The organism is Verrucosispora sp. ts21, assembly GCF_002879555.1.
Classification (GTDB): domain Bacteria; phylum Actinomycetota; class Actinomycetes; order Mycobacteriales; family Micromonosporaceae; genus Micromonospora; species Micromonospora gifhornensis.
This window is the reverse complement of sequence record NZ_PNOZ01000043.1, coordinates 1-17,781: the sequence shown is the minus strand read 5'-3', so window position 1 is coordinate 17,781 and position 17,781 is coordinate 1. Positions and strand designations below refer to the sequence as shown.

Genomic DNA, 17,781 nt, shown 5'->3' with positions numbered 1-17,781 from the left:
TTACCGAAGGGTATTGCCTGTGCGAGGCATCGGCTAGACCTGCGGATCATCCAGCAGGCCCGTTTGCCGTGCCGAACGCCTGTCTCAGGCGTACCGCTCCGCTGCCAGGGACCAGTCGTAGGTCGCCCGAATCCAGTTCCGTCGCGTCGTCAGCGCGGGTCGTACCGCGTCGCCGTGCTGCGCCAACAGGTTGCTCTCGGTGTTCAGGTAGGCGCCGAGTTCGCGGTTGAAGCGCGCCGCGGCGGCCCGCATCGCCGCCCGCTCGTCCCCGGTCTCCCGGCTCAGCACGGTGACCAGGTTGTGCGCGTCCGGGCCGGTCCGGTGCTCCTTGCGGTACGAGAAGACGTCGTTGCACCAGCAGATCAGGTTGGCGGCGAGCAACTCCAGCGCGGCCCACTGCGGGTCGGCCCGGCGTTCGGCCGGTGGGAGGCCGTCCAGGGCCAGGTCGGTCAGGGCGAGGCTGGGGAACACGCCGCCGGTGTGCCGGCGCATCTGCACGTACTCGTGCACCGGAGGTACCCGGTCGTGCTCCCGGTTGGCCGCCTCCCACAACAGTGCGAGCAGGTATTCCCGCATGGCGGCGGTGAACCGCAGCAGCACGGCCGGCCGGCCGTAGGCGCGTACCCGCCGGCACAGGTCGGCCAGGGCCAGCCCCAGCGGGCCCGCTGCCGGTACGGTGCCCGGCCCGCCGTGCAGGTCCAGCACATCCAGCAGGGCCGCCATCGTGGGCGCGAGACGCGTCGGATCATTGCCCAGACCGTCCTCGTCGCAGGCGTCGTCCATCACGAAGAGCCAGGTGATCAGGTCGGAGAGCAGGCGCAGGCGGTCACGGGGTGCCTGTGGGCAGGCCCGGCTGGCGAGCCCGGCGGCGTCGGCCCGGCGTAGCCGCTGTCCGTTACTGATCAGCCCTAACTCTTGTGCCCAGTTCTCGCTCTCCCGAGCCACCACGTCGGTGTCGTCGTGCTGAGTCGTGGTGAAGGGGGGCTCGTGCAGTACCGAGAGCGCTAAGGTTCGCATGGAGTTCCCTGTTCCGCCGCCCCCGGGGCGGAGCGGCGCGGCCAGAGTACGGGAGCGGCGATCAACGCAGGGTGTTGGCTGTATAACGTTTTCGGTTCTGTTCGCTGGCCGCTTCTGCACATTGGGCTAAAAGCCCAGCTTTGCTCCACGTAGCCGATCCGCCGGACCGGGGGCGCCGTCGACCTCCACTTGGGCCACCCGCTGCCGTCCGGACAGGAACAGGATCAGCTCGCCCGGCGCGCCCACCAGCCGCAGCGGTTCGCCGCCCCGGCCGGTGGCCACTTCTCCGTGCCCCGGCGCGACGACTGTCAGCTGGGCCGGGAAACGGCGTAGCGCCATTCGGGCCAGGGTGGAACTGCGCCGCCACAGTGCCTGGTCCAGTTCGGCCGGCAACTGGCGCGGCTGCCACTGCGGCTGGGCCCGGCGTACGTCCTCGTGGTGGATGAAGAACTCCATCATGTTTGCCAACTCGTCGGTCAACGGGTTGCTCATCGGGCTCCACACCGGAGGATGGCGTACCTGGTCGAGCAGGTGCGCCCAGTCGCTCGCCGCGACCTGCCGGCGAATCCGCTCGCCCCGATCGCGCAGCGGGGCGAGCACAAGACCGGCGGCGGCGTCCGGTCGACGCTCCCGTACCACGAGGTGCGCGGCGAGGTCGCGAACCGTCCAACCCTCGTTGATGGTGGGGGCGTCCGGTCCCAACTTCGACATCAAGTCGGTGAGCGCCTGGCGTTCGGATCGGGCGTACCGCGGCATGACTGCGATGGTAGGTGCAACTGACCGATCCTGCCCGGTTCGCCGATGCGCGGGGTTGCTCCGGCCGGGGGTGACGTCGGACATATCCTCCCGGGGTCGGCGGGACGAGCGGGCAGCGGTAAGGATGAGAGAGGATACTGGCGGCTTACGGCGGGGGAGACAGTGGCGAGCGGGACAAGTCGGGAGGTGCTCGGTCGCGGGCTGGGCGTCCTGGGACGGGCCATCCGCGAACAGCCGAGGATCTTCGCGGTCGCGGTCAGCGGCAGCGTGCTGTTCGGCGCGATGGTGGTGGCCAGCGCGTTCGTGGTCGGTCGGGTGGTCGGCGACGTGGTGGTCCCGGCGATCGAGAGCGGCTCGGTCGGGGTGAGTGCCCTGGTCATCGCGGCCACCGCGCTGTTCGGGCTCAGCGTGCTGCGGGTGGTCGGCATCTTCGGTCGGCGACTCGGCGCGGGATACATGCAGTACCGCCTGCAGGCCGACTACCGGCGTCGGGTCACCCGCCGCTACCTCGACCTGCCGTTGTCCTGGCACCACCGCAACGCCACCGGCACGCTGCTGTCCAACGCGAACTCCGACGTGGAGGCGGCCTGGCAGCCGATCGCCCCGCTGCCCTTCGCGGTCGGCACGCTGGTGATGCTGGTCGGCGCGGTGTCGTTGCTCTTCTTCACCGACTGGGCGCTGGCGCTGGTCGGGCTGGCGGTGTTCCCGGCACTGTTCGCGCTCAACGTCGCCTACTCCCGGCGGATGGCACCGCGGCAGGCCCGCGCCCAGCGGCTGCGGGCCGAGGTCAGCGGAATCGCCCACGAGAGCTTCGACGGCGCGCTGGTGGTCAAGACGATGGGCCGGGAGAGCCAGGAGACCGCCCGGTTCGCCGACCGGACCGGACAGCTGCGCGACGCGTTGATCTCCGTCGGCCGGCTGCGCGGCATCTTCGATCCGATGCTGGAGACCCTGCCCAGTCTCGGCACCCTGGCGGTGCTTGTGGTCGGTGCGTACCGCCTGCGCCAGGGGGCCATCGACGTGGCGGAACTGGTGAGCGTGGCCTTCCTCTTCACCGTGCTGGCGTTTCCGGTGCGGGCGATCGGCTGGGTGCTGGCCGAGCTGCCGCGCAGCGTCGCCGGCTGGGACCGGGTCAGCCGGGTGCTCGACGCCACCGGCGAGATGCCGTACGGCGAGCAGCGGCTCGCCCCCACCACCGCACCGGCCTCGCTCACCTTCACCGACGTCGGCTTCGCCTACGAGCCCGCCGAGGCGCACCTGCCCGGCGCGCAGGTGCTCGGCGAGGTCTCCTTCAGCGTCGAGGCCGGCAGGACCGTCGCCCTGGTCGGGCCGACCGGCTCCGGCAAGTCGACAATCGCTTCGCTGGCCGTACGGCTGGTGGATCCGCTGGCCGGCACGGTCCGCATCGACGGGGTGGACGTGCGGCAGTTGACCGCGGATTCGCTCGCCGACAATGCCGCTCTGGTGGCGCAGGTGCCGTTCATCTTCGACGACACGATCCGGGCGAACGTCTCGCTGGACCGGCCGGGCATCGACGACGAGGTGGTCTGGAGCGCGTTGCGGTTGGCCGAGGCCGACGGTTTCGTCGCCGCCCTGCCCGACGGGCTGGACACCATGGTCGGCGAGCGGGGCACCTCGCTGTCCGGGGGCCAGCGGCAGCGACTCACCCTGGCCCGGGCGCTGGCCGGACGTCCCCGGCTGCTGGTGCTCGACGACGCGACAAGCGCGGTCGACCCTCGCGTGGAGGCGGCCATCCTGGCCGGGCTGCGCTCGTCGGCGACCGGTGGCCCCGGCGCGTCGATCCTGGTGGTGGCGTACCGCCGGGCGACCATCGCGCTCGCCGACGAGGTCATCTACCTGGAGCAGGGCCGGGTGCTCGCCCGCGGCACCCACTCGACGTTGCTGGCCACCGTGCCGGGCTACGCCGACCTGGTCACCGCCTACGAGCAGGCCGAGGTCGACCCCGAGAACAGAACGGACGACTACGACGAGGTGGCCCCCCTGCCCTCCGGCCTGGAGGTGGACCGGTGACCGCGAGGAATGCAGCGCAGCGGAGTCCCGCAGTCGGGAACGAAAGGCGGGTCCGGTGACCGCGAGGAATGCAGCGCAGCGGAGTCCCGCAGTCGGGAACGAAGGTGAATCGGTGAGCGTGGAGAACGCGGCGTCGGAACGGGCCGAGTCGACCTGGGCGACGCTGCGCCGTGGCCTGGCCCTGTCCCCGGAGTTGCGGGTGGGCCTGGCCGGCACGCTCGGCCTGGCGTTGGTCTACATGCTCGGCCGGGTGGCCGTACCGGTGGCCGTGCAGCAGGGCATCGACCGGGGCATCGTCGGTGGGCTCGACCTGAACGCCCTGTTCGTCGTGGTGGCGGTGACCGCTGCGGTGCTGGTGGTGACCACCGCCTGCGGCTACCTGATGATGCGACGACTGTTCACCGTCAGCGAGACCGCGTTGGCCGGTGTACGGGTGCGGGCCTTCCGGCACGTGCACGACCTGTCGATGTTGCACCAGCAGTCCGAGCGGCGGGGTTCGCTGGTGTCCCGGGTGACCAGCGACGTCGACCAGATCACCCAGTTCCTCCAGTGGGGTGGCGTGATCCTGCTGGTCAACCTGGGTCAGTTGGCGGTCACCACAGTGGTGATGCTGGCGTACTCCTGGCAGTTGACCCTGGTGGTCTTCGCCGCCTTCGTGCCGGCGGTCCTGGTGATCCGGCTGCTTCAGCGCCGACTGGCCGCCGCGTACGGGGTGGTCCGGCAGCGGACCGGCGCGTTGCTCGGCGCGGTCGGGGAGAGCGTGGTGGGCGCGCCGGTGATCCGGGCGTACGGCATCGCCGGGCGGACCGCCCGGCGGCTGGACCAGGCGATCGACAGTCAACGGCAGGCCCAGCAGAAGGCGATCCGGATCAGCATCCTGGGCAGTTCGGTCGGCGAGTTGGCCGCCGGGGTGGCGCTGGCCGGGGTGGTGGTCGTCGGTGTGCTTCTCGGTGCCGACCAGACGCTGAGCATCGGCGAGGTTACCGCGTTCCTGTTCCTCGTGACGTTGTTCATCCAGCCGGTGCAGATCGCCACGGAGGTGCTCAACGAGGCGCAGAACGCCATCGCCGGCTGGCGTCGGGTGCTTGATGTGCTGGACGTGTCCCCGGACGTGGCCGACCCGGGCGAGCAGGGGCGGGAGTTGCCGTCCGGCCCGTTGGACATCCGGTTCGCCGGGGTGAGTTTCGCCTACCCGAACGGCCCGACGGTGCTGCACGACGTCAGCCTGGAGATCCCGGCGAAGAGCCGGGTGGCGGTGGTGGGCGAGACCGGCAGCGGCAAGACCACCTTCGCCAAGCTGCTCACCCGGCTGATGGACCCGACGCGCGGTGACGTGCTGCTCTCCGGGGTGCCGCTGACCGACGTACGGTTCGACTCGCTGCGGTCCCGGGTGGTGATGGTGCCGCAGGACGGCTTCCTGTTCGACGCCACTGTCGCCGACAACGTCCGCTTCGGCCGCCCCGAGTTGACCGACGAGCAGCTCACCGCCGCCTTCACCGAGTTGGGGCTGAGTGACTGGCTGGACGGCCTGCCGGCCGGGTTGGCCACCGGGGTCGGCGAGCGTGGCGAGGCGTTGAGCGTGGGGGAGCGGCAGTTGGTCGCGTTGGCCCGGGCGTACGTCGCCGATCCGGACCTGCTGGTGCTGGACGAGGCGACAAGCGCGGTTGACCCGGCCACGGAGGTCCGGCTGCAACGGACCCTGGATGCGGTGACCCGGGGCCGGACCACCCTGGCCATCGCGCACCGGCTCTCCACGGCGCAGAGCGCCGACGAGGTGATCGTGGTGGACCGGGGCCGGATCGTGCAGCGCGGTCCGCACGACGAGTTGGTCGCCGACCCGGATTCGGTCTACGGCCTGCTCTACGCCTCCTGGCTGGAACAGACCCGCTGATCAGAGCGGGGCGGTGAGGTAGCGCCCGATGGTGGGGGCGATCGCGGCGACCAGGACCTCGGGATCGGCGGTGGCGATCGGCTCCAGCCGGATCACGTGCCGCATCACCGCCAGCCCGACCAGTTGGCTGGCCAGCAGTGACCCGCGTAGCGGCACCTCCGCCGGGTCGACGTCGACGTGGTCGAGGATCGGGCGCAGCACGTGGATGGTGACGAACTCGCGCAGCAGCCGGGCGGTCCATTCGTTGCTGACCGCGGAGCGCAGCATGGCGATCCCGGCGGTGCCGGCGGGGGAGTCCCACACCGAGAGGAAGGTCCGCACGATCCGTTCGCCGAGGCCCGCGCGGTCGCCGGTGAGCACCGCGGGCAGCACCTCCCGGGGGTCGAACGGCGCCTGCATGGCGGCCAGGAAGAGCTGGTCCTTGCTGCCGAAGTAGTGGTGCACCAGGGCCGGGTCCACTCCGGCGGCGGCGGCGATGGCCCGGATCGTGCTGCCGTCGTACCCCCGCTGCCCGAAGGTGGCCCGGGCCGCGTCGAGGATCACCTCGCGGGTCGCCGGGTTGCCGGGGCGTCGACCGGTCCGCCGTGCCATCGTCCTCCTTCCGCTCGGTGCCACGCCGCGTCCGGGCCGCCGACGTGTCAGCCGGCGGCCCGGACGCGGGTGTCAGCTGCTGCGTCGTCGCAGGGTGGCCGCGGCGAGCAGCAGCGCCAGCACCGCCACGGCGGCGACCACGGCCACGTTGCGCCACATCGTGGCGGTCGGCTCGGCGTGCGCGCCCACCTCCTGCAGAGCCTCGACGGCGTACGTCAGGGGCAGCGCGTCGCTTACCGCCTGCAACCAGCCGGCCATCTGCTCCCTCGGTACGAACAGCCCGCAGAGCAGCAGCTGCGGCGCGACCACGACCGGCATGAACTGTACGGCCTGGAATTCGGTGCGGGCGAAGGCGCTGCACAGCAGGCCGAGCGCGACGGCCAGCACCGCGTTCAACGCGGCGATCATGATCACCAACCCGCTGCTGCCGGCGGTGTACAGGTCGAAGACCCAGTACGCCACGGCCGAGGCGATGGTGGCCTGTACCGCGCCGGCCAGCCCGAAGGCGATGCCGTACCCGAAGAGCAGGTCGGCCTTGGCCAGCGGCGTGGTCAGCAGTCGTTCCAGCGTGCCGCTGGTCCGCTCGCGGAGCATGGCGATGCTGGTCACCAGGAACATGATGATGAACGGGAAGAAGCCGAGCATGACCAGCGCGATCCGGTCGAAGGCGGACGACGTTCCCGGCACGCTGGGCTGGTCGGCGTACATGTAGTAGACAAGCGTGAGCAGCACGGTGGGCACCACCACGAGCAGGGCCACCGTACGCCGGTCGTGGCGCAGTTGACGCAGGATGCGCCCGACGGTGGCGACGAGAATCCGGCTGTTCATCACGCCTCCCCGGCCTGCGTCGTCTCGGCCGCCCTGATCAGCCGCAGGAACGCCTCGTCGAGGTCGTCCACCCCGGCGGCGGACCGGACGGCGTCCGGCGTGTCGTCGGCGACCAGCCGTCCGGCGCGGATCAGCAGCAGCCGGTCGCAGCGGGCCGCCTCGTCCATCACGTGACTCGACACCAGCAGCGTCGTCCCGGCCGCGGCCAGTTCGTGGAAGCGGGCCCAGAGGTCGGCGCGCAGCACCGGATCCTGACCGACAGTCGGTTCGTCGAGCACGATCAACTCCGGGTCACCGACAAGTACGCAGGCCAGTGATGCCCGGCTGCGCTGCCCACCGGAGAGGTTGCCCACCAACTGTCGTGCCGCGGCGGCCAGACCCACGTCGGCCACAGCCCGGTCCGCCTCGTCCGCGCCCCGGCCGTGGAGGGTGGCGAAGTAGCGGGCGTTCTCCCGGACCGTGAGGTCGGCGTAGACGCTCGGCGCCTGGGTCAGGTAGCCGACCCGGTGCCGCAGACCCGCCGAGCCGGCCGGCTGACCCAGCACCGTCACCGCGCCGGCCGTGATCACCTGCACTCCGACGATCGCCCGCATCAGGGTGGTCTTGCCGCTTCCGCTCGGCCCGAGCAGCCCGGTGACCGAGCCGCCGGGAACGACGGCGTCGATGCCGTCCAGAACTCGCCGTCCGCCCCGGTCCACGACCAGGCCCCGGACGGCGATCGCGTCGACCATCGTCCACCTCCCAACAAACTCATCAACTGTTGAAATCAACGCTAGTTGAATTAGGTCGACCGGGAAAGGCCGGAAGTGAATCGCGGGCTGATACCACGGGCAACTAATGATTTAACGGACACGGAGTCCGTCATCGGGCATTGCACCTAGATCGGACCTGCGGCAGGATGGCGCAGTGGATCACGCTCCGTCATCGGACAGCCGATTCTTCGACGACTGGACCGCACGGCTGCGGGCGAGCGCCGACCGACCCGTGGTGGGCATTCTGCTCCGCGGCAGCCACGCCCGTCGGGCCGCCACCGCCCACAGCGACGTCGACGTCGACGTTCTGGTCGGCGGTGGTGCGCCGTACGCGGCCCGCCGGGCCTACATCGCGGAGCATTCCGGCCGGCTGACCCATGTCTCGGTCGCGGCTCGGGACATCCGCTCGTGGGTGACCCGACTGGGCGAACCGGCCGACTGGGCGTTCGGCCTGCCCGTGACGGCCCCCGCCCGGCTGCTGTGGGCGGATCCGCGCTGGCGGGCCCGCATCGATCTGCCGGTGCTCTGCCAGCCGGCCGACGAGCCACGGCTGGAGGAACTGATCGCCAGCCTCGGCAAGGTGGCCGCGGCCCGGGACGCCGACGACCGGCTCGGGGTCCGGCTCGCCGCCGCCGACCTGGCGCGGCTCTGCCCCTCGGTGCTGCGACTGGCCAACCCCTCCGTCCGGGTGGTGTCCCGCCGGTTGGCGTTCGCCGCCGCGCTCGACCTGCCGGTGGCGCCCGCCGGCTACCGCGAGGCCATGCTGCGCTGTCTCGGGTTGCGGCCCGGCTCGACCCGCCAACTGTGGGCGGCCGCGGCCCGGCTGGTGACCGGCATCCTCCCGTTGATCCGCCCGTACGCCGCCGAGGTGGCGGAGGTCGGCGGCGCGGACCTCGCCGCCGCCCTGCTCGACGGCCGGCTGGATCGTTACGTGGCCCAGCTGGGTCACCCCGCGGTCCCACCCCAGCACACCGGCCAGGAAGCCGCCGCCCTGCCGCCGCCGGGTCGCGAGTCGACCGGGGCGGTGCCGTCCGACGGTCGGGAGGCCGCTGGGGTACCCGCGCCGCGTGCGGAACAATGGCTAACTGTGCCCGTACCTGACGCGCCGGTGACCGGCGCCCACCGCGAAGAGTCGCCCCCGCCCGGCGGCCCGGACCGGCCGTCCCGGCTCGATCCGGCGATCGCCGCCCGGCTGCGCCGGACCCCCGACGGCCTGGTGGCCGCCGTGGTCCGTCAGCACGACAGCGGTGAGGTGCTGATGGTCGCCTGGATGGACGACGAGGCCCTGCACCGCACCCTGACCACCGGCCGGGCCACCTACTGGTCGCGCAGTCGCCGGGAGTACTGGGTCAAGGGCGCCACCTCGGGCCACCACCAGTACGTCCGCTCCGTCGCGCTGGACTGTGACGGCGATGCCGTGCTGGTCAGCGTCGACCAGGTGGGTGCCGCCTGCCACACCGGGCAGCGCACCTGCTTCCACACCGAGCTTCCGGTCACCGGCGAGGTGACCTCGTGACCGACGGCCGGGTGAGCCCGGACGAGACCACCTTCACCGAACTGGCGGCCCGCTGGCGGGTGGTGCCGGTGACCCGCCGGCTGCTCGCCGACGCGGAGACTCCGGTCGGGGTCTACCGCAAGCTCGCCGGTGGCCCCGGCACCTTCCTGCTGGAGTCCGCCGAGCAGGGTGTCGGCTCGGCGGGGCTGGCCTGGGCCCGGTACTCCTTCGTCGGCGTACGCAGCAGTGCCACCCTTGTCGAACGCGACGGCGCGGCGGCCTGGCTCGGCACGCCCCCGGCCGGCCTGCCGACCACCGGCGACCCCGTCGAGGTGCTGCGAGCCACGGTGGCCGCGCTGGCCGGCCCGCCCGGCGACCCGCAGGGTGGGATGCCGCCGTTGACCGGGGGCATGGTGGGCTACCTCGGCTACGACCTGATCCGGCGGTTCGAGCGGCTGCCCGCGCTCACCGAGGACGACCTGGCCGTACCCGAGCTGGGCATGATGCTCGCCACCGACCTGGTGGTGCTCGACCACTTCGACGGCTCGGCGATCCTGGTCGCCAACGCGATCCTGCCGCCGCAGGACGAGCCGGGCCGCGAAGCGCTCGTCGCCGCCGCGTACCACCACGCGGTGGGCCGGCTGGACGCGATGACCACCGCGCTGTCGCGGCCCATCCCGCCGATGGTCTCCACGGTGCACCGCCCACCCGTCGGCGAGGTGCGCAGCCGTACCCCCGACGGCGGCTACCCCAAGGCGGTCGAGGCGGCCAAGGAGGCGATCCGGGCCGGCGAGTGCTTCCAGATCGTGCTGGCCCAACGCTTCGAGCGGGACACCGCCGCCGACCCGCTGGACGTCTACCGGGTGCTGCGCACCACAAACCCCAGCCCCTACATGTACCTGCTGCGCTTCGACGACTTCGACATCGTCGGGTCGTCGCCCGAGGCGCACCTGAAGGTGACGATCGAGGACAGCGGCGAGCGGCGTGCCCTGCTGCACCCGATCGCCGGTACCCGCCCGCGCGGCGCGACCCCGGAGGCCGACGCCCGTCTCGCCGCCGAACTGCTCGCCGACCCGAAGGAACGGGCCGAGCACGTCATGCTCGTCGACCTGGGCCGCAACGACCTGGGTCGAGTCTGCCGGCCCGGCACCGTCGAGGTGCCGGAGTTCGCCACCATCGAGCGGTACAGCCACGTCATGCACATCGTCTCGACCGTGGTCGGCACCCTGCGCGAGGACCGCACGGCCTTCGACGCGCTGGCCGCGACGTTCCCGGCGGGCACCCTCTCCGGTGCCCCCAAGGTGCGCGCCATGGAGATCATCGAGGAACTCGAACCGGTACGCCGTGGCCTCTACGGCGGCACGGTCGGCTACTTCGGCTTCGGCGGCGACCTCGACATGGCCATCGCGATCCGGACCGCCCTGATGCGCGCCGGACGCGCCTACGTCCAAGCCGGTGCCGGGGTGGTGGCCGACTCCGACCCGGCCGCCGAGGACCAGGAGACCCGCAACAAGGCCGCTGCGGTGCTGGCAGCCATCGCCGCCGCCGAAACCCTGAGAGCGGCCCGATGACCGCCCGGCGTGAGTTGGCGTACGCCGTGCTGCTCTGCCTGGCGGGTGCGGGGCTGGCGCTCTGGGCGGTGACCCGCACCTGGGTGCTGGACTCCACCACGTCGTCTGCCCTCGACGAAGGGGGTACCGGCGCGCAACTGCTGCCCTGGCTGCCGGCGCTCGCCCTGGTGGGACTGGCCGGCGGGGGTGCGGTGCTGGCCACCGGAGGTTGGCTGCGCCGGGTGCTCGGTGCGCTGCTGGCGCTGTTCGGCCTCGCCCTGGCCGGCGGCGGTGGCTACGGGCTGCTGGCGGACCTCGGCGACCAGGTCAGTTCGCAGTGGCCCGCGCTCACCCTGCTCGGTGGCCTGATGGCGGCGGCCGGCGGGGCGTTGACCGCGCTGCACGGAAACCGTTGGCCGGCGATGAGCGCCCGGTATGAACGCCGATCGCGGCGTGACGCCGACACGTCCGGCCCCATCCAGGGCGCCGGCACCGTGGAAGCCTGGGAAGCACTCGACCGGGGCGAAGACCCCACAGTGCGCTGAGCTCTGCGTCGGACCGGAGGCTGGTGAGTTCGGCGACCTGCTGAGCGGCGGGGTGCGGCCGGGCTTGTCAGCTGACGGGTTGGCGGTCGCGGGTGCGGGCGGCGGCCAGCTCGGCGACCAGTTGGTTCAGGGCGGCGCGCTGGTCGGCGCGGGCGCGGTCGGCGCAGATGGCTTCCCAGGCGTTGCCCTGTGCGGTCCGGATCCGGGTCGGACCGACCACGGCGCGCTCGACCGTGTGGACGACACCGACGGCGAGCGACGCGACGGTACGGGAGATGGTGGTGAGTCCGATGGTCTGCTGCCGCGCGGAGGAACTCATGAGAACCCCGAAGAGATCGTCGTGGTGGAGGGGCAAGCGCGTCATTGAGTTTGCCCGAGAACGATGCTGCGCGGCTCACGTTTCGTAGTGATGACTGCAACGTCAACTCTGCGGTAGTGGTCCTGACCAGGCAAAGGGTCGTTCGTCCTTGAGCTAGCTCACAGCATCGACGACTGTCGTGGTGGGTCGTGGGTTCGCGCCGACCAAGCGCGCGCATGGGTGTCTGTCGATGGGGCGGTGACGTAGAGTCACGGTACGTTTGCGCAAGTCGGCCATTATGCCCGAGCCATTTCGTGAGGAGCGCCATACCCCCGGCGGGCGGTGCCTGGCAGTGCCCCCTAGCATCGGCCCATGACACCCGGAGAGGGGAGTCCGTTGGTGACTGCTGAGCATGCGCACGCGGAGGGGGACGAAGCCGGTTCGTCGGCCGCCCCGACAAGCGTGCTCGACGAGATCCTGGCCGGCGTCCGCGAGGACGTGGCCCGGCGGCAGGAGCAGGTTCCGCTGGAGCGGATCCGCGAACTCGCCGCCGCCGCCCCACCGCCGTTGGACGCGTACGCGGCCCTGCGTCGGCCGGGCGTCGCCGTCATCGCCGAGGTGAAGCGCTCATCGCCGTCCAAGGGCCAGTTGGCGGAGATCGCCGACCCGGCCGAGCTGGCCGGCGAGTACGCCGCCGGTGGGGCCCGGGCGATCAGTGTGCTCACCGAGGGGCGCTGGTTCGGTGGCTCGCTGGACGACCTCGCCTCGGTGCGCGCCGCGGTGAACGTCCCGGTGCTCCGTAAGGACTTCGTGGTCTCCAGCTACCAGGTGCACGAGGCCCGTGCGCACGGCGCTGACCTGGTGCTGCTGATCGTCGCCGCGCTGGAGCAGAACGTGCTTGTCGGCCTGCTGGAGCGGATCGAGTCGCTGGGCATGACCGCGCTGGTCGAGGTGCACGACGAGGAGGAGGCCGACCGGGCTCTGGAGGCCGGTGCGCAGGTGATCGGCGTCAACGCCCGCGACCTGCGTACCTTGGAGGTCGACCGGTCGGTGTTCGAGCGGATCGCACCGGGGCTGCCGAGCAGCGTCGTCAAGATCGCCGAGTCCGGCGTACGCGGTCCGCACGACCTGATCCGGTACGCCTCCGCGGGTGCCGACGCGGTCCTCGTCGGCGAGGGCCTGGTCACCAAGAAGAGTCCCCGCGAGGCGGTGGCCGAACTGGTCAACGCCGGAAACCACCCGGCCACGCCCCGCCCGGTGCGCTGACGTCGTACCGGTTGTCCTTCGAGGGAGAGGTTCCCCGATGAGCGCAGGTCACGGCAGGAGCACCGCGGAGTCGGCCGGTCCGGCGGCGCAGTTCCCGGACGCCGCCGGTCACTTCGGTCGTTTCGGCGGGCGGTTCGTGCCGGAGGCGCTGGTCGCGGCCCTGGAGGAACTGGACGTCGCACACCGTACGGCGATGGCCGACGAGGCGTTCCGCGCCGAGTTCGCCGCGCTGCTGCGGGACTACGCGGGCACCCCGTCGCTGCTGTACGAGGCCCGTCGCTTCTCCGCCCGCGTCGGTGCCCGGGTCCTGCTCAAGCGCGAGGACCTCAACCACACCGGCGCGCACAAGGTCCGCAACGTGCTCGGCCAGGCGTTGCTCACCCGGCGGATGGGCAAGAAGCGGGTGATCGCCGAGACCGGCGCCGGTCAGCACGGCGTCGCCACCGCCACCGCGGCCGCCCTGTTCGACCTCGACTGCGTGGTGTACATGGGTCAGGTCGACACCGAGCGGCAGGCGCTGAACGTGGCCCGGATGCGGATGCTCGGCGCCACCGTCGTCCCGGTGACCACCGGCAGTCGTACGCTCAAGGACGCGATGAACGAGGCGATGCGCGACTGGGTCGCGAACGTCGACGACACGCACTACCTGATCGGCACCGCCGCCGGCCCGCACCCGTTTCCGGCGCTGGTCCGCGACTTCGTCCGGGGCATCGGCGACGAGGCCCGGCAGCAGTGCCTCGACCTGACCGGCGCGCTGCCGGACGCGGTGACCGCGTGTGTCGGCGGCGGCTCCAACGCGCTGGGCATCTTCCACGCCTTCGTCGACGACCCGCAGGTGCGGCTGTACGGCTTCGAGGCCGGCGGTGAGGGGGTGGCCAGCGGCCGGCACGCGGCCAGCATCACCGGTGGCTCCGCGGGCGTCCTGCACGGCACCCGCACCTACGTGCTCCAGGACGCCGACGGGCAGACCGTCGAGTCGCACTCGATCTCCGCCGGCCTGGACTATCCGGGTGTCGGCCCGGAGCACGCCTGGTTGCACGACACCGGGCGAGCCAGCTACCTGCCGATCACCGACGACGAGGCGATGGCGGCGTTCGAGCTGCTCTGCCGTACCGAGGGCATCATTCCGGCGATCGAGAGTTCGCACGCGCTCGCCGGCACCCTGGCCATCGCCGGGAAGCTCGCCGCCGAGCTGGGCCGGCAGCCCACCATCGTGGTCAACCTTTCCGGCCGGGGCGACAAGGACGTGCACACCGCCGGCGGGTACTTCGGCATCCTGGACGGGGAATCGGCATGAGTGAGCAGCAGAGCCGGATCGGGGTGGTCTTCGACAAGGCGCGGGCGGAGGGTCGGGCGGTGCTGATCGGCTGCATGCCGGCCGGGTTCCCCACCGTCGAGGGCAGCATCACGGCGATGAAGGCGATGGTGGCGGCCGGGGTCGACGTGATCGAGCTGGAGATCCCGTACTCCGACCCGGTGATGGACGGCCCGGTCATCCAGCGGGCCAGCGACATCGCCCTGGCCGGGGGCGTACGCACCCGGGACGCGTTGCGGATCATCGAGGAGGTCACGGCCACCGGCGCGCCGGTGGTCACGATGACCTACTGGAACCCGATCGAGCAGTACGGCGTGGACGCGTTCGCCCGGGATCTCGCCTCGGCCGGTGGCACCGGACTGATCACGCCCGACCTGATTCCCGAGGAGGCCGGCGAGTGGCTGGCCGCCTCGGACGCCCACGGGCTGGACCGTACGTTCCTGGTCGCGCCCTCGTCGACGGACGAGCGGTTGGCGATGACTGTCGAACACTGCCGCGGTTTCGTCTACGCCACCGCGCTGATGGGGGTTACCGGGGCCCGTACGCAGACCTCCGAGGCGGCGCCCGTGCTGGTGTCCCGGGTCCGCAAGGTGACCGACCTGCCCGTCGGCGTCGGCCTCGGGGTCGGCACCGGCGCCCAGGCGGCCACCGTCGCCGGCTACGCCGATGGCGTGATCGTCGGCAGCGCCCTGATCCGCTGCCTCCTCGACACCCCCGACGAACCCACCGCCCTCACGGCCCTCACCACCCTCACCACCGCCCTGTCCACCGGCGTCCGCCACCCCACCACCCCCTAGCCCCGCCCCCCCTTTTCCCGCCGATCATGCACTTTTGGTCGCCCTTATGCCTGGAATGCCAGGGTTTGTAGGGGCGGGAAGTGCAAGATCGCGGGGAGTGGGGGTGGGTGTGGGGGTGGTCGCGGTAGGTGGGCCGGGGTGACGGTGGAGGGGTTGGCAGCGGTAGGGTGCGCGCGTGAGTCTCGCCTCGCCGACGTACCTTGCCGCCATCCCCAGCCCGAGCACCGCCGTGTGGCACCTCGGGCCGATACCCCTGCGGGCGTACGCGCTGTGCATCATCGCCGGCATCGTGGTGGCCTGCTGGGTCACCGACCGGCGACTGCGCCAGCGTGGGGTCGCTCCCGGCGCGGTGCTGGACATCGCCCTGTGGGCGGTGCCGGCCGGCATCATCGGCGCCCGGATCTACCATGTGATCACCTCACCCGCGGCGTACTTCGGCACCGGCGGTGACCCGATCAAGGTCTTCTACATCCACGAGGGTGGGCTCGGGATCTGGGGGGCGGTCGCCGGTGGCGCGGTCGGCGCCTGGCTCGCCGCCCGGCAGTTGGGCATCCCCTTCGCGGTGGTCGCCGACGCGCTGGCACCCGGCCTGCCCCTGGCGCAGGCGGTCGGCCGGCTCGGCAACTGGTTCAACAACGAGCTCTACGGCAGTCGGACCGACCTGCCGTGGGGCCTGGAGATCCACCGGATGGACGGCGGGCAGGCGCTGCGCGACGAGGCGGGCCGGCCGATCCTTGAGGAAGGGCTCTACCACCCGACCTTCGCCTACGAGGCGCTGTGGAACGTCGGCGTCGCGGCGCTTGTCTTCTTCCTCGACCGCAAGCTGCGGCTCGGCCGAGGCCGGGCATTCGCGCTGTACGTGATGGGCTACACCGCCGGCCGCTTCTGGATCGAGATGATGCGTACCGACGAGGCGAACACCATCCTCGGCGTACGCCTCAACGTCTGGACCGCCGCGCTGGTCTTCCTCGGCGCGCTGGCGTACTTCCTGCTGGTCCGCGGCCCGCGCCAGTACCTGATCCCGATCGGTGCTTCCGCCGCCACCTCGACGGCGGCCTCCGACGTCTCCCAGGTGGACCTCTCCGCCCGGCAGGCGGGCGAGCAGCCGGCCGCGCCGGACGGCTACCGGGTGGTCAGCGAGGAGCAGTTCCGCCACTGGCAGGAGACCGGCGAGGCGCCACCCGAGCACACCGGCACCGACGATCCCGCAACGGGCACCACCGGTGCTTCCGTAACGGGCACCACCACCCGCGTCGCCGGAACGGGCACCACCGCGACCGGCGCTTCCGGGACGGGCACCACCGCGAGCGGCGACGCCGTGACGGGTGAGTCGGTGACCGCCGCAGGCCGGTCCGACGATGCGGCAACGGCCGAGGAACGGCCAGGCGACGCGGCCACCGACGGCGGTGCGGCCGCCTCGGCTCGGCCCGCCGAGCGCGACAGCTGAACGAGGGGGCGGTATGCGGACCGCGGTGGTGGTCGGCGGCGGGTTGGGTGGCCTCGCGGTCTCGGGTGCGCTGGCCCGATCCGGCTGGCAGGTCACCCTCCTGGAGCAGGCCGACCGGATCCGCCCGGAACCGACAGCCGTCGTGCTCTGGCCGAACGGGGTCCGCGCCCTCCGTGCCCTGGATCTCGGTGCCGGCCTGGACGCGGTCGCCACGCCGCTGCCCGATGGTGGGGTACGCCGTCCCGACGGTCACTGGCTGGTCCAGCCGCGCCCGGTCCCGGTCGAGCGGCTTCCCGTCGTGGTGCACCGCGAGGACCTGCACGACGCGTTGATCGCAGGGCTGGGTGACCGGGTCGAGCTGCGTACCGGGGTGACCGTACGAACGGTGCGAGCGACACCGGGGGCCCGCCCCGCCGTCGGCGACGGCCGGCACCTGTACGAGGCCGACCTGGTGGTGGCGGCGGACGGCGTCGACAGCGTGATCCGTCGTCAGCTCGCCCCCGGGGCCAACGTGGTCAGCTCCGGATGCGCCGCCTGGCGGGCGGTGATCCCCTGGTACCGGGCACCCAACCTGTCCGAGTCGGTCAGCGGCGAGATCCTCGGCGCGGGCTACCGCTTCGTGGCCGCCTCACTCGGCGAGCGGGGCTCCTCCGGCGCTTCCAGCCGAGGCGGCATCTACTGGATGGCCACCGCCGCAGGCGCTGCCCGGCCCGAGCCGCCGCAGACCCAGTTGGCGCTGCTGCGTCGCTGGTACGCCGGCTGGCCCGGGCCTGTCGAGGAGTTGCTGGCCGCCACCGAGCCTGACGACCTGGTGCAGCAGGAGATCCGTGAGCTGCGCCCGTTGCCGAAGGCGTACGGCTTCCCGCTCGGACCGGGCGGGGTGGTGCTGCTCGGCGACGCCGCCCACGCCATGCCGCCGCATCTCGGCCAGGGGGCGTGCCTCGCCTTCGAGGACGCCGCCACGCTCGCCGTGTTGCTACGTGAGTCGACGCTGCCCGACGCGGTGCTCGCGTACGACCGGGCGCGTCGCCCCCGCGCGGCCGCCGTGGTCCGTCAGACCCGTCGGATGTCCGCCGTGCTCCAGACCCGAGGCCGACTGGCCCTGCGCGCCCGCGACGTCGCCCTCAACACCATCACCCCGCGCATCCTCGGCACCGCCGCCACCGTAGCCGCCCAGTGGCGCCCCCCACCCCCCTAACCCG

General features: G+C 72.1%; 16 protein-coding genes and 1 pseudogene. 11 read left to right on the top strand and 6 right to left on the bottom strand.

Translation table 11 applies throughout. From position 1 onward, the window contains the following. Positions 1-84: 84 nt before the first annotated feature. A complete protein-coding gene (locus C1A38_RS19150) occupies positions 85-1,017 on the bottom strand; it encodes a terpene synthase family protein (protein ID WP_102659144.1) in 933 nt (310 codons plus the stop codon). 126 nt (positions 1,018-1,143) lie between these two features. Further along, positions 1,144-1,773: a TIGR03085 family metal-binding protein gene (locus tag C1A38_RS19145; RefSeq protein ID WP_102659143.1), complete on the bottom strand. Its 630-nt coding sequence runs from the start codon at positions 1,771-1,773 to the stop codon at positions 1,144-1,146. A gap of 162 nt (positions 1,774-1,935) precedes the next feature. Here C1A38_RS19145 and C1A38_RS19140 point away from each other — a divergent pair, with 162 nt between their 5' ends. Both C1A38_RS19140 and C1A38_RS19135 read left to right on the top strand, forming a co-directional pair. Further along, the gene (locus tag C1A38_RS19140; protein WP_102659142.1) at positions 1,936-3,804 is read left to right on the top strand and encodes an ABC transporter ATP-binding protein; all 1,869 of its coding nucleotides are present in this window, start codon (positions 1,936-1,938) and stop codon (positions 3,802-3,804) included. 112 nt (positions 3,805-3,916) lie between these two features. Further along, positions 3,917-5,695: an ABC transporter ATP-binding protein gene (locus tag C1A38_RS19135; protein ID WP_373306832.1), complete on the top strand. Its 1,779-nt coding sequence runs from the start codon at positions 3,917-3,919 to the stop codon at positions 5,693-5,695. On the opposite strand, the gene C1A38_RS19130 is transcribed toward C1A38_RS19135, so the two are convergent. From C1A38_RS19130 to C1A38_RS19120, 3 genes are all read right to left on the bottom strand, one after another. Next, the gene (locus C1A38_RS19130) at positions 5,696-6,286 is read right to left on the bottom strand and encodes a TetR/AcrR family transcriptional regulator (RefSeq protein WP_102659140.1); all 591 of its coding nucleotides are present in this window, start codon (positions 6,284-6,286) and stop codon (positions 5,696-5,698) included. 72 nt (positions 6,287-6,358) lie between these two features. After that, a complete protein-coding gene (locus tag C1A38_RS19125; protein WP_102659139.1) occupies positions 6,359-7,114 on the bottom strand; it encodes an ABC transporter permease in 756 nt (251 codons plus the stop codon). Then, positions 7,114-7,845: an ABC transporter ATP-binding protein gene (locus tag C1A38_RS19120; RefSeq protein ID WP_013735049.1), complete on the bottom strand. Its 732-nt coding sequence runs from the start codon at positions 7,843-7,845 to the stop codon at positions 7,114-7,116. Before C1A38_RS19120 ends, C1A38_RS19125 begins: the two co-directional genes overlap by 1 nt. A 175-nt stretch (positions 7,846-8,020) precedes the next feature. Here C1A38_RS19120 and C1A38_RS32475 point away from each other — a divergent pair. The 4 genes and pseudogenes from C1A38_RS32475 to C1A38_RS19105 form a co-directional block, all read left to right on the top strand. Then, positions 8,021-8,704: pseudogene (locus C1A38_RS32475) on the top strand (phosphoribosyl-AMP cyclohydrolase); the annotation flags it as partial. Between the two features lie 249 nt (positions 8,705-8,953). Further along, positions 8,954-9,382, top strand: coding sequence for a phosphoribosyl-AMP cyclohydrolase (hisI, locus tag C1A38_RS31915; RefSeq protein ID WP_102659177.1), 429 nt, complete (start codon positions 8,954-8,956; stop codon positions 9,380-9,382). Next, positions 9,379-10,932 (top strand): anthranilate synthase component I, encoded by a 1,554-nt coding sequence (locus C1A38_RS19110; RefSeq protein ID WP_102659138.1) that lies wholly within the window; start codon positions 9,379-9,381, stop codon positions 10,930-10,932. The genes hisI and C1A38_RS19110 overlap by 4 nt, the downstream gene beginning before the upstream one ends. Next, positions 10,929-11,456: a Trp biosynthesis-associated membrane protein gene (locus C1A38_RS19105; RefSeq protein WP_102659137.1), complete on the top strand. Its 528-nt coding sequence runs from the start codon at positions 10,929-10,931 to the stop codon at positions 11,454-11,456. Before C1A38_RS19110 ends, C1A38_RS19105 begins: the two co-directional genes overlap by 4 nt. 67 nt (positions 11,457-11,523) lie before the next feature. Here C1A38_RS19105 and C1A38_RS19100 read toward each other — a convergent pair whose 3' ends face one another. Further along, complete coding sequence (locus C1A38_RS19100) at positions 11,524-11,775, bottom strand: hypothetical protein (protein ID WP_102659136.1); 252 nt, start codon at positions 11,773-11,775, stop codon at positions 11,524-11,526. Between the two features lie 441 nt (positions 11,776-12,216). On the opposite strand from C1A38_RS19100, the gene trpC reads away from it, so the two are divergent. The 5 genes from trpC (at position 12,217) to C1A38_RS19075 (ending at position 17,777) form a co-directional block, all read left to right on the top strand. Further along, the gene (gene trpC, locus C1A38_RS19095) at positions 12,217-13,020 is read left to right on the top strand and encodes an indole-3-glycerol phosphate synthase TrpC (RefSeq protein ID WP_102659135.1); all 804 of its coding nucleotides are present in this window, start codon (positions 12,217-12,219) and stop codon (positions 13,018-13,020) included. Positions 13,021-13,057: 37 nt separating this feature from the next. Next, positions 13,058-14,317, top strand: coding sequence for a tryptophan synthase subunit beta (gene trpB, locus C1A38_RS19090; protein WP_102659134.1), 1,260 nt, complete (start codon positions 13,058-13,060; stop codon positions 14,315-14,317). Next, positions 14,314-15,132: a tryptophan synthase subunit alpha gene (gene trpA / locus C1A38_RS19085; protein ID WP_102659133.1), complete on the top strand. Its 819-nt coding sequence runs from the start codon at positions 14,314-14,316 to the stop codon at positions 15,130-15,132. Before trpB ends, trpA begins: the two co-directional genes overlap by 4 nt. A gap of 175 nt (positions 15,133-15,307) precedes the next feature. Further along, a complete protein-coding gene (lgt, locus tag C1A38_RS19080; protein WP_199180255.1) occupies positions 15,308-16,579 on the top strand; it encodes a prolipoprotein diacylglyceryl transferase in 1,272 nt (423 codons plus the stop codon). Between the two features lie 13 nt (positions 16,580-16,592). Continuing rightward, positions 16,593-17,777 (top strand): FAD-dependent oxidoreductase, encoded by a 1,185-nt coding sequence (locus C1A38_RS19075; protein WP_102659132.1) that lies wholly within the window; start codon positions 16,593-16,595, stop codon positions 17,775-17,777. The last annotated feature ends 4 nt before the right edge of the window (positions 17,778-17,781 follow it).